We start from the raw sequence: 11,802 nt of genomic DNA, 5'->3' as shown, positions 1-11,802 counted from the left end.
CATGAATGAAAAACAAACCCGCTGCCCTAAATGTTTAACAGTTTATAAAGTTTCTCTGACCCAGTTAACTGTTGCTCAGGGCATGGTTTGTTGCCCTAAATGTAATTTAAATTTTAATGCTCTAACCAACTTAGTTAATGTTGAACTTCCAGAAGCAACAAATTCCTCTGTTTTAGCTGACGGCTCGATTCAAACACGATATATGACTCATTCACATGTGTTAGATATCTTTGATCAAAAAGTTGAAAACTCTAATATTGATCTTTTGACGTATTTAAATAATTTAAATTACTTCCATAACGAGCCAATCAATGCACTCCCCAACCTCAACTTAGCTGAACAAGCAACTTCACCTGAACAAGATAACGGTAAAAAGCATAGCTGGTTGTACTATACACTTTGGAGTTCTGCGAATCTGATACTGATTTTGGTTTTTACTTTTCAGATTCTCTGGTTCAACCCGAAACTCATGCAGCAGAGTCCTGCTATTAGCCATGCATTTAATTATGTCTGTCAAATATTGCACTGCAGTAAGTCAACTGAACAATATCAACTTCTTTATATAGAAAAGGTAAAACTACGTAGAGTTGATACAGAACATACGCAATTTTCTGGTGTTCTAATCAATCAAAATAATAAAAGTATTGAGTTGCCTAATCTAAAACTAAGTTTTGGCAAAGAAGACGAGCAAGAAGAAATCATTTTTCAACCGCAGGAATATTTGGTTGAAAATTTACGTGGCATTCAACGCATCCCCACTAATACACCTTTTAGATTTCAATTTGATTTAAATAAAAGCAAAAAAAGCCTAGTAAATTATCGATTAGAAATTGTCCACCCCTAAATTGTAAAAAAAGTGAAAAAAAATTAAAAAAAAATGCAGTTAATTTGCTCACTTTTTCCTAGACAATGGTATGATACGCGCCACGAAAGCTTTGACTCATATACTCCTCGCTCTCAATTCAAAAAATATACTGTTAAGCATGTGTGCTTTTCTACATTAAGCACATAGCCTAACTTTTTTTGTTTTTGAGGGGGCTGTAACAAATATTTAACTATTGTTACGCTTATTTTTTACTCAATACGAAGAATTATGGCAAGCTAATTGTTCTTATGTTTTAGAGTCACTGTTTTAGGATCTAAAACAGGACTCCGTATTTTTAGACCACATTTATATACTACTTTACCCAAGCTAGTATTTGATTTTCGGATTAACTCGCATGAATAGCAAATCTCCTATTTTTACTGCACAATCTGATGTTGCTCTTCGCATCCACGTGGATCGCGCAGTTCGTCATTATTTTGCACAATTGCAAGGTGAGCAACCATCTCAGGTATATGACATGGTGCTAGCAGAAATGGAGAAACCTCTTTTATCTGTAGTTCTTGAATATACTCGTGGCAACCAAACACGTGCCGCAGAAATTCTTGGACTAAACCGCGGCACTTTACGCAAAAAGTTAAAAGCTCACGGTTTAATGAGTGAATAAATGATAAAATGCTCACGACGTCGTGGGCATTTTTTTATGCTTCTAATTGGTTTTAATCCGTAGACTTGAAATTGTTGACTTGAACATCATGACTATTAAACGTGCTTTGATTTCTGTATCAGACAAAACAGGAATTGTCGAATTTGCTCAAAACCTTGCAGCTTTAGGGGTAGAATTATTATCTACAGGCGGCACATATAAGTTGCTTAAAGATAATAACATTGCTGTTGTTGAAGTATCTGAACATACTGGTTTCCCAGAAATGATGGATGGCCGTGTAAAAACACTACATCCAAAAATTCATGGCGGCATTTTAGCTCGTCGTGGTCTAGACGAAGCAGTGATGCAAGAACACAACATTGATCCAATCGATCTAGTTGTAGTTAACCTTTATCCATTTGCTGCTACAGTTGCTAAACCGAACTGTTCACTTGCTGATGCTATCGAAAATATCGACATCGGCGGTCCAACAATGGTGCGTGCTGCTGCTAAAAACCACGCTTCTGTGGGTATTGTTGTAAATGCTTCAGATTACGATACAGTGATTAACGAATTAAAAGCTGCTGGTTCACTTTCTTATGAAACACGCTTCGATTTAGCTGTTAAAGCATTTGAACATACAGCTCAATATGATGGCATGATCGCTTCTTACTTAGGCGCTCGCGTTGGTAAGACCGAAGGTGAAGCTGATTTATTCCCTCGTACGTTCAACACTCAATTAAACAAAGCACAAGATTTACGTTACGGTGAAAACCCACACCAATCTGCTGCTTTCTATGTTGAAGCAAAAGCAAAAGAAGCTTCTGTTTCTACAGCAAAACAATTACAAGGCAAAGAATTGTCTTATAACAATATTGCTGACACAGATGCTGCACTTGAATGTGTTAAATCATTTGCTAAACCAGCTTGTGTAATCGTAAAACATGCTAACCCTTGTGGTGTTGCGGTTTCTTTAGACGGCATTAAAGCCGCTTATGATTTAGCTTATGCAACAGATCCAGAATCTGCTTTCGGTGGCATTATTGCATTTAACCGCGAGTTAGATGTTGCAACTGCTCAAGCAATTGTTGATCGTCAATTCGTTGAAGTTATTATTGCTCCAAGCATTGCTGATGGCGTACTTGAAGTAACTGGTGCGAAGAAAAATGTTCGTGTTTTAGTATGTGGCGAATTACCTGCAATTGATGCACGCGCTCCACAACTTGACTATAAACGCGTTAACGGTGGCTTACTTGTTCAAGACCAAGACTTGGGCATGATCACTAAAGATGATCTTAAAGTAGTTACTAAACGTGCACCGACTGAACAAGAAATTGATGACCTTATTTTCGCATGGAAAGTTGCGAAATATGTAAAATCAAATGCTATTGTTTATGCAAAAAACCGTCAAACTATTGGTGTAGGCGCGGGTCAAATGAGCCGTGTTAACTCAGCGCGTATTGCTGCAATTAAAGCAGAACATGCTGGTTTGGTTGTTGAAGGCGCCGTTATGGCATCTGATGCATTCTTCCCGTTCCGTGACGGTATTGATAATGCGGCTAAAGCTGGCATTAAATGCATTATTCAACCAGGTGGTTCTATGCGTGATGAAGAAGTCATTGCAGCAGCTGATGAAGCTGGTATTGCAATGGTCTTCACTGGTATGCGCCATTTCCGCCACTAATTTAAATTTAGTCCTCCCTAACCCTCCTTTTATTCAGGAGGGTTTTCCACAATAATGGAACTATCTCTCCACTTCGAGAAATAGAGGGGGATGAAAAAGGATTAAAGTTAAGGAACAAATTAAAAATGAATATTTTAGTTTTAGGTAGTGGTGGTCGTGAGCATGCTTTAGCATGGAAAATCGCGCAAGATACCAAAGTGACTCAAGTTTTTGTTGCACCTGGTAATGCTGGAACTGCAACTGAAGAAAAATGCGTTAACGTTCAACTTGATATTTTAGACAACCCAGCAATTATTGCTTTTGCTAAAGAAAATAATGTTGAACTCGTTGTTGTTGGTCCAGAAGCACCATTAGTAAATGGTGTAGTAGATGCTGCACGTGAAGCTGGTGTAAAAATTTGGGGACCGACTCAATATGCAGCACAACTTGAAGGCTCAAAAGCATTTGCTAAGCACTTTTTAAAACGCCATAACATTCCAACTGCTTTTTACGATGTATTTACTGAAGTTGATGCAGCTAAAGCTTATGTTGAAAAAAATGGTGCACCAATCGTTATTAAAGCTGACGGTCTTGCGGCTGGTAAAGGCGTAATCGTTGCAATGACCAACGAAGAAGCTTTTGCAGCAATTGATGACATGCTTGCAGGTAACAAATTTGGTGATGCTGGTTCACGCGTTGTAATTGAACAGTTCCTTGCTGGTGAAGAAGCTTCTTTCATTTGTATGATTGATGGCAAAAATATTTTACCAATGGCAACTTCACAAGATCATAAACGTATTTTTGAAGGCGACCAAGGTCCAAACACTGGTGGTATGGGTGCTTACTCTCCTGCTCCAGTTGTAACTCCAGATGTTTTTGAACGTGTAATGACGGAAATTATGCGTCCAACTGTCGATGGTATGGCGGCTGACGGACATGTTTACACGGGATTCTTATATGCTGGTTTAATGATTGATGAACAAGGTCAACCACGTGTAATTGAATTTAACTGCCGTTTTGGTGACCCTGAAACTCAACCAATCATGATGCGCTTAAAGTCATCTCTTGTTGATTTGGTTGAAGCAGGTATTGCAGGTAATTTACCAAAAGAAGCTGAGTGGGATGAGCGTAAGTCAATCGGTGTTGTACTTGCAGCAGAAGGATACCCAGATAGCGTACGTAAAGGCGATGTGATTTCTGGTATCGGCCAATCACCTGAAGATACTAAAATCTTCCATGCAGGTACTGCAACTCGTGAAGATGGTCACATTGTGACTTCTGGTGGACGTGTACTTTGCGTAACTGCTTTAGGTGACAGCGTTCTTGAAGCACAAATTAATGCTTTAGAAGTATGCGGCCAAGTAACTTTCACAGGTATGCAATACCGTAGTGACATCGGTTACCGCGCGATTGCACGTGAAAAAGCTGAATAAAAGTTAGCAAAAAAAGCTTCCTATTTAGGGAGCTTTTTTATTTTGTACACCAACAAAAGAAAATGATATAAATTTTTATAAGATTTATTAAGATATCAACAAATAGAAAAAAGCCCTCTATATCAACTACATTTTTATTGCTATCATTAGTACATAGTTGTAACTGTCATCAGACACTGCTGTTTTAATAATTTCCATAAAGACTTGCTCTACAAATTATGCCTGTAGAGAGTTTTTTAATATTCTAAATTTATGAATGCTCGTTTGGCTACTGTTGGGGATGAACTGTTTGGGGAAACAGTTTTTGTTTATTAAACAATTACCCTCTGTTATAGCCAAAATATGCAAGCAAATTATGGAACCCCAGAAAAAGATCACAGAGTTTAGACTAGTTGTAATTCCAACTCCTCTCTTTTCATATTGATATAGATCAATCGTTATTGTTCTATATCTTAATCAGGACTTTTTTAAATGAAAAAGCTGATCAGCCTTTTTTTAAGCATGTCAGTAGTATTATTGACAGCATGTAGCAAACAAGAAAATGCTCAACAAGCCGAACAAAACAATGATAGTTCCAAAGTACAAAAGGTAGTAATTGCCTCTACAGGTTCGGATGCTGACATTTGGCGTTATATCGCATCTTTACCTGAAACCCAAGCTGCTGGACTGAAGTTAGAAGTAAAAAACTTCTCAGACTCCGTTTCAATGAATACAGCAGTTGCAAATAAAGAAGTAGATTTGAACGCATTCCAAGCTTATTCTTATCTTACTGTATTTAATAATTCAAACCCGGATAAGATTGCAGCGGTTTCTACCACTTATATTGAGCCAATGGGGATTTATTCAAGTAAATACAAAAAAATTGAAGAACTTCCTGAAGGTGCAATTATTTCAATCCCGGATGATGCTGCCAGCGAATCTCGTGCGCTACTCTTGTTACAAACTGCTGGCTTAATCAAGCTTAAAGCTGACTATAATCCTGTTCAGGGCAGTCCAATTGATGTTATCGAAAATCCTAAAAAGATCAACATCAAACCAATCAAAATGGAAACTGCATTACGTCTTAAAAATGAATTTGATGCAGTTGTATTAAATAATACCATAGCACTCGAGGGAGGTTTAAACGTACTCAAAGATTCTATGTTCTATGAACCTATTGATCAAATCTCAAAACTTAGTGTCAACGTTCTAGCAACTGCTGAATCACGTAAAAATGATCCTGTCTTGCAAAAAGTTGGTAAGCTTTACCACACTGCAGCTGTTAAAAAATACATTGAAGAACACTTTGGTGGAACAAAAGTTGACGTAGACAAACCAATCAGCTATCTCTCAGAAGCTAAATAGTAATATAATAGCCCAAACGTGAAACAGGCAAATTATCTTTGCCTGTTTTTTCTTTCAAGCATAGTTTCTGACGATATGATTCAATTTAAAAACATTTCAAAGCACTATCAGCTCAAAAGCCAAACCATACGCGCACTCGATCAAATCAATTTAGAGATTCCAGAGGGCAGTATTTTCGGCATTATTGGCTATAGTGGTGCAGGTAAAAGTACTTTAATTCGCCTGATTAATTTACTTGAACGACCAAATGAAGGTCAGATTATTATTAATCAAAAGGACTTCACTGCTTTAGATGCACGTTCATTACGTCAGGAGCGTGCAAATATTGGTATGATTTTTCAGCATTTCAATTTGCTTCAAACTAAAACAGTTGCTGAAAATATCGAAATGCCAATGCGTCTGCTAAATTATAAAAAAGCAGAACGTGAAAAGCGTTTAAATGAATTATTAGAGTTTATTGATCTTAAGCATAAAAAAGATGCTTACCCAGATGAACTCTCTGGCGGTCAAAAGCAACGTGTAGGTATTGCTCGTGCTTTGGCAAATCATCCTAAAATTTTATTATGTGATGAAGCCACATCTGCACTAGATCCACAAACTACACAATCCGTTCTAGAGCTTTTAAAGAAAATCAATCAAGAACAGAAAATCACAATTGTTATGGTTACTCATGAAATGGATGTCATTGAATCTATTTGTGACCATGTTGCAGTTATGGAAGCTGGCAAAGTGATTGAGCAAGGCTCAACTATTGATATTTTTAGTAATCCTCAGCATCCAACAACTAAAAACTTTATACAAACTGTTTTACATCAACAGTTGCCAGTTAACATTCTAAATCAATTAGAAAATCAACATCACCACAGCATTTATTGCCTACAATTCTTAGGACGTTCGGCTCAAGAACCTGTGATTCAGTCACTTATTAAACAATATGATATTAGTTTAAATATCTTATTTGCCAATATGACTGAAATTAATGGCACAGTGATTGGTCAAATGTTTGTACAGCTTTTAGGTGACCCGCAGTTGATCAGTCAAGCGATTGAGTTTTTAGAGAAAAATGAAGTGAGCGTCGTTCAATCAGGAGATCAAGTATGAGAGATTTAATCGTACAATGGTTAACTGAACTTACTCAGCCTTTCTGGCACAGTTCGCTTTCTATGGACCAGTTTGTAACTGCCTTACAAGAAACCTTTAATATGGTGTTCTTTGCGCTTATATTTGGTGGTATTTGGGGCTTCATCCAAGGCATTATTCTGCTTGTAACTCGCCCAGAAGGGATCTTACCAAACAGATTCATTTATCATTTACTCAACCCAATTGTAAATGCTCTGCGTTCTCTCCCATTTATTATTTTGCTTATTGCAGTTATTCCACTTACAAAGTTCTTGGTAGGTACTTCGATTGGTACATGGGCGGCAATCGTTCCTTTAACGATTTATGTTGGACCATATATGGGCCGACTTATTGAAACTTCCCTACTTGAAGTAAATGAAGGAATTATCGAATCTGCTCAAGCAATGGGTGCAACACCTTGGCAGATTATTTCACGCTTTATTTTACCTGAAGCTCGTAGTTCTCTTATTTTGAACTTGACGACTGCTACGATTAGCCTTATTGGTGCGACCGCTATGGCTGGTGCAGTTGGTGCTGGTGGTATTGGTGACTTAGCCATTTCTTATGGCTACCAACGTTTTGATACAAGCGTTGTAATTTTAACAGTGATTATCCTGTTGCTTTTGGTACAGATTGTACAGACTTTAGGCAACTGGCTCTCTAAGATACGCTAAGTCATTTATATAGAAAGCTCCCTAAACGGGGGCTTTTTGTTTTTATAGTCTCCTGTTATTAAAAAGTTGAGTACATGGCTTAATGCCATTTTCTGTTATCATCAAAATTAGTGGTTACTCTTTGGATTTGGTTTCAGGATAAAAAAATGCGTTATAGAATTCATTTTATTGATGTGCAAAATGCCCTACAAAACTATATCTGGATTTTAGAAGATACTGAAACTCATGAAGCTGTTGCAGTTGATCCAACAGAAGCTGAGTTAGTCACTCAATTTTGCAATGACCATGATTTAACCTTAAAGCAAATTTGGCTTACGCATTGGCATAAAGATCATATCGGTGGCGTTGCAGATTTAACTGCTAACTCTACTCTGACTGTATATGGTCCAAGAGATGAATTAAGTAAAATTCCCGGTATTACTCATCCCCTTCAACATGATGACCATCTAAAATTTAATGATTTAAAGGCAGAGATTATTGCCACACCAGGTCATACCCTGGGACATATTGTGTATTTTATTGAAGAGTTGAATGCGCTCTTTTGTGGAGATACTTTGTTTGCAATGGGATGTGGTCGATTATTTGAAGGTACGGCAGAGCAAATGTATCACTCATTAAATCGTCTTGCAGCCCTTCCAACCACAACCAAAGTCTATTGCACGCATGAATATACACTTTCTAATGCTGAGTTTGCTTTAAGCGTAGAACCTGAAAATCATGCCTTACAAGAACGTGCAGAACAAGTTCGTAAGCTTCGTACGGAAGGTAAAATTACCCTACCAAGTAGTATTGAACTTGAATTGGCAACTAATCCATTTTTACGTGCTGAAAGTGTAGATGAGTTCGCTCATTTACGTAGTTTAAAAGATAATTTCTAAATTTATGGGCTTTATAGAAAGATACAGTTTCATTTTAAGAACTGTATCTTTTTGAATAAAGCATGTTTCATGAAATTATTTTTTACATTTATTGATTTTAAATTAACTTATTTTGATTAAATTTTACCCTAATCTTTTTATTTTAAAATAATCATAAAAATTAAATACTTACAATTTATTAGTACAAAAATTGATTACATAAAAACTGAATAAATTTATAAAATGAAGAAGATTACTTTATCTCTTTTACTTTTTTTACAAGTTGCAAAATAAAACAAAGTTTTCCCCCTTTAAAAAATCTAGGTAAATCCCTATTAATAAATAAGGTGTAAGACACGGATAGAAGAAGGAGTTCTCACGTGAAAAAGGTTGTTAAAGCTAAAAATTTAATTGCGTTCCGTATTTGGTTAGAAAAATTAGGGTATTCGGTTAAAAACTTGGCCGATGGAAAAGGTTTCACTTTCAGTTTTAAAAAAGAGTATGGCTTAGTCACGTGTGATTTGGCTGGTAACGCCTTAGCGATGCAATTAGGTGAAGAGTTTGAGGATCACTTAAAAGCGTAAGCTTGAGCTGTTTTGCATATACTATTTTCAGTATAGGCAACTTAAAAGTTCTGCTTTCAAAGTAGATCTATATGAGAGTTTGTGAAAATTTTATATTGGCCTCCCATAATTAAGCATTTACATACAAGATAGTTTTTTTAAATTAAATTTTCGACTAGATAAAATAAAACCTGTAGCATGGCGCCTCTCCCAAATTGCCAATTGCTACAGGTTTTTTATTTCGAATTAAAATTTTAAATAATTAATCCGTTTTAGATTTACCTAATGCTTTATCTAGAACGTCCTTGTCCAGAGCTTTGTCCCAACGAGCAACAACAATTGTTGCGCATGCATTACCAATTAAGTTAGTTAATGCACGACACTCAGACATAAAGCGGTCAATACCTAAAATGAGCGCCATACCTGCCACAGGTACAGATGGGACAACTGATAAAGTAGCAGCGAGTGTAATAAAGCCTGCACCTGTTACCCCTGCTGCACCTTTTGAACTCACCATTGCCACTAAAAGCAAGGCAAGTTGTTCACTAATGGATAAGTCCACATTACATGCTTGTGCAATAAATAAAGCAGCCATAGTCATATAAATGTTAGTACCATCAAGGTTAAATGAATAACCTGTAGGAATAACTAAGCCCACTACAGATTTTTCACATCCCGCTTTTTGCATTTTATCCATTAAAGACGGTAAAGCTGCTTCAGATGAACTTGTACCTAAAACCAACCAGAGTTCATCTTTGATATAACGAATTAAAGCAATAATTGAAAAGCCATTGTAACGCGCTACAGCACCTAAAATGATTAGTACGAACAGTACAGCCGTGATATAGAAAGTCATAATCAATACTAATAAATTACCGATTGATTCGATTCCATAAGCACCAATAGTAAATGCCATAGCTCCAAAAGCACCAATTGGCGCAAGTTTCATTAACATGCCAACCAAGTAGAAAACTGGTGCCGTTAAGTTATTTAGGAAATCAGTGATTGGACGTGCACGATCGCCTAAAGCAGCTAAAGAAATACCAAATAGCACTGCTACAAATAGAACCTGCAAAATTTCACCACCAGCAAGCGGACTTACCAGGGTTTGCGGGATAATATTCATGAAGAAGTCAGTAATATTGGTGGCATGAGCCTTCTCAACGTAAGTATTTACCTTATCGCTGACTAAGGTTGCTGGGTCAATGTTTAGACCTTTACCCGGTTGAATGATGTTTGCCACAATCATACCAACCACAAGTGCAAGACTTGAGAAAGTAATGAAATACAGCATTGCTTTACCAGTCACGCGTCCAACCCGACTCATGTTCGTCATACTGGCAATACCGGTAACCACAGTCAAAAAGATTACGGGAGCAATAATCATTTTAACGATTTTGATGAATGCATCACCGAGCGGTTTTAAGCTCTGTCCAAGTTCAGGGTAAAAATGACCAATTAAAACGCCTAAAATAATTGCAAAGATGACCTGTACATACAAAATTTGGTGAAATTTCTGTTTTTTCTGTACGGTTTCTTGGTCAAGGGTATTGAAATCCATTATCTAAATACCTGTTCGATGGGGATAAAAAAATAAAATATAAAGCGTGCACCACAAGCTGCTTTAAAGGAAGTGAAGCCATTGTAAAGAATAAAAAATACCCTGTGTTATAAATTTAGAAAATGTAAAATTTAAAAACCATGTATATTTTTGTATATAAAGTCTATCTTTTTCTGCATTATTTAAAATTACAATTTAGAAAAAAACCTTAAAAATACACCTAACCACATGTTTATTATTTAATTAATTCTATTAAGAACCTCTTTAAGAACTTTTATCTTTTGTTTTTAATTTAACAAAACAATCATTTCAAAAATAAATGACCAAAACAATTTCATGTTTATTCTAAATTATGAAAATTTAGTTTTTAAATAATAAGAAATATTGATATATAGTTATTTAATAAAAACAAAAACCTATTTGGTGAGCTATTTAAATAAGCTATTTTTTATCTAAAAATAGGAAGTTACGCCTATTACTTTAAATAAATAGGCGTTTTAAAAGACCATGTACGTAATCTAGGCTTAATTCCTGATTGGTAAATAAAATCCGAAATAGCATAGGTGCGATTACAGTCTCGATTATTTCTTGGTTCGGTATAGTGAACTCATTACGTAATTTTGCTCGATTTTGAATAATGTCGAGTTGTTGAATAATTAAGGTTTCACATTTACGGGCATTGTTAGAATCCGAATTTGACGTATAGAGTACGTCTCGTAATAAATCTTGCCCAACTTCGGAAGCATATTCTTCAAAATATTGTTCAACCCATGCTGTGATATCTCGTTCAAATGAACCCAAATCTTTGGGTTCCATGTCTGGTTTGAGTTCATTTAAAGCTACATCTGAAAATAGCTGATTGATATCACCCCATCGACGGTAAATGGTTGAAGGCGTTACCCCTGCTTGTGCTGCAATCATTGGAATTGTAATTTGGCTTTGCTCGAAATCTTTTTGTAATTCTTTTACAGCATTATGTACTGCAGTTTGTATTCTCTCGCTGCGACCACCAGGGCGTAATCCAGTAACAACTTTTGCCATTTATAAACTCTGTAAAGGGATCAAAAAATTTATAAATATTTATATCTATATACAAAATACACTAAAGCTAAGGATTTG

At 36.2% G+C, this 11,802-nt stretch carries 11 protein-coding genes; 9 read left to right on the top strand and 2 right to left on the bottom strand.

The window, feature by feature from the left end:
• Position 1 precedes the first annotated feature (1 nt).
• The 9 genes from RMA95_RS04160 to RMA95_RS04120 all read left to right on the top strand — a co-directional run bounded on the left by RMA95_RS04160 (position 2) and on the right by RMA95_RS04120 (position 9,143).
• On the top strand, positions 2 to 844 hold the full coding sequence (locus RMA95_RS04160; protein WP_311069668.1) for a zinc-ribbon and DUF3426 domain-containing protein: 843 nt from the start codon (positions 2 to 4) through the stop codon (positions 842 to 844).
• Between the two features lie 376 nt (positions 845 to 1,220).
• Entirely contained in the window at positions 1,221 to 1,490 is a 270-nt protein-coding gene (gene fis / locus RMA95_RS04155; RefSeq protein WP_001086304.1) for a DNA-binding transcriptional regulator Fis, read from the top strand.
• 88 nt (positions 1,491 to 1,578) lie between these two features.
• Positions 1,579 to 3,153 carry a bifunctional phosphoribosylaminoimidazolecarboxamide formyltransferase/IMP cyclohydrolase gene (purH, locus tag RMA95_RS04150; protein WP_311069667.1) on the top strand — a complete coding sequence of 525 codons (1,575 nt, stop codon included), beginning with the start codon at positions 1,579 to 1,581 and terminating at the stop codon, positions 3,151 to 3,153.
• Positions 3,154 to 3,278: 125 nt separating this feature from the next.
• Complete coding sequence (purD, locus tag RMA95_RS04145) at positions 3,279 to 4,565, top strand: phosphoribosylamine--glycine ligase (RefSeq protein ID WP_004700803.1); 1,287 nt, start codon at positions 3,279 to 3,281, stop codon at positions 4,563 to 4,565.
• A gap of 471 nt (positions 4,566 to 5,036) precedes the next feature.
• Positions 5,037 to 5,909 carry a MetQ/NlpA family ABC transporter substrate-binding protein gene (locus RMA95_RS04140; protein WP_311069666.1) on the top strand — a complete coding sequence of 291 codons (873 nt, stop codon included), beginning with the start codon at positions 5,037 to 5,039 and terminating at the stop codon, positions 5,907 to 5,909.
• 75 nt (positions 5,910 to 5,984) lie between these two features.
• The gene (locus RMA95_RS04135) at positions 5,985 to 7,010 is read left to right on the top strand and encodes a methionine ABC transporter ATP-binding protein (protein WP_004708029.1); all 1,026 of its coding nucleotides are present in this window, start codon (positions 5,985 to 5,987) and stop codon (positions 7,008 to 7,010) included.
• Complete coding sequence (locus RMA95_RS04130) at positions 7,007 to 7,702, top strand: methionine ABC transporter permease (protein WP_022575478.1); 696 nt, start codon at positions 7,007 to 7,009, stop codon at positions 7,700 to 7,702. Before RMA95_RS04135 ends, RMA95_RS04130 begins: the two co-directional genes overlap by 4 nt.
• A 146-nt stretch (positions 7,703 to 7,848) precedes the next feature.
• Complete coding sequence (gloB, locus tag RMA95_RS04125; protein ID WP_209046110.1) at positions 7,849 to 8,580, top strand: hydroxyacylglutathione hydrolase; 732 nt, start codon at positions 7,849 to 7,851, stop codon at positions 8,578 to 8,580.
• 359 nt (positions 8,581 to 8,939) lie between these two features.
• On the top strand, positions 8,940 to 9,143 hold the full coding sequence (locus tag RMA95_RS04120) for a hypothetical protein (RefSeq protein WP_000758190.1): 204 nt from the start codon (positions 8,940 to 8,942) through the stop codon (positions 9,141 to 9,143).
• A gap of 241 nt (positions 9,144 to 9,384) precedes the next feature.
• On the opposite strand, the gene RMA95_RS04115 is transcribed toward RMA95_RS04120, so the two are convergent.
• Both RMA95_RS04115 and RMA95_RS04110 read right to left on the bottom strand, forming a co-directional pair.
• Positions 9,385 to 10,683 (bottom strand): dicarboxylate/amino acid:cation symporter, encoded by a 1,299-nt coding sequence (locus tag RMA95_RS04115; protein WP_311069665.1) that lies wholly within the window; start codon positions 10,681 to 10,683, stop codon positions 9,385 to 9,387.
• A gap of 480 nt (positions 10,684 to 11,163) precedes the next feature.
• Positions 11,164 to 11,724 carry a TetR/AcrR family transcriptional regulator gene (locus tag RMA95_RS04110; RefSeq protein ID WP_311069664.1) on the bottom strand — a complete coding sequence of 187 codons (561 nt, stop codon included), beginning with the start codon at positions 11,722 to 11,724 and terminating at the stop codon, positions 11,164 to 11,166.
• Positions 11,725 to 11,802: the final 78 nt, after the last annotated feature.

The organism is Acinetobacter sp. V110_1 (assembly GCF_031798975.1).
GTDB lineage: Bacteria > Pseudomonadota > Gammaproteobacteria > Pseudomonadales > Moraxellaceae > Acinetobacter > Acinetobacter nosocomialis_A.
This window is presented reverse-complemented; position numbering and strand designations above follow the sequence as displayed.

Coding starts and splice junctions, on each gene's coding strand:
- purH (WP_311069667.1), top strand. CDS start 1,579: ATGACTATTAAACGTGCTTTGATTTCTGTATCAGACAAAACAGGAATT.
- purD (WP_004700803.1), top strand. CDS start 3,279: ATGAATATTTTAGTTTTAGGTAGTGGTGGTCGTGAGCATGCTTTAGCA.
- RMA95_RS04160 (WP_311069668.1), top strand. CDS start 2: ATGAATGAAAAACAAACCCGCTGCCCTAAATGTTTAACAGTTTATAAA.
- RMA95_RS04115 (WP_311069665.1), bottom strand. CDS start 10,683: ATGGATTTCAATACCCTTGACCAAGAAACCGTACAGAAAAAACAGAAA.
- gloB (WP_209046110.1), top strand. CDS start 7,849: ATGCGTTATAGAATTCATTTTATTGATGTGCAAAATGCCCTACAAAAC.
- RMA95_RS04135 (WP_004708029.1), top strand. CDS start 5,985: ATGATTCAATTTAAAAACATTTCAAAGCACTATCAGCTCAAAAGCCAA.
- RMA95_RS04110 (WP_311069664.1), bottom strand. CDS start 11,724: ATGGCAAAAGTTGTTACTGGATTACGCCCTGGTGGTCGCAGCGAGAGA.
- fis (WP_001086304.1), top strand. CDS start 1,221: ATGAATAGCAAATCTCCTATTTTTACTGCACAATCTGATGTTGCTCTT.
- RMA95_RS04140 (WP_311069666.1), top strand. CDS start 5,037: ATGAAAAAGCTGATCAGCCTTTTTTTAAGCATGTCAGTAGTATTATTG.
- RMA95_RS04130 (WP_022575478.1), top strand. CDS start 7,007: ATGAGAGATTTAATCGTACAATGGTTAACTGAACTTACTCAGCCTTTC.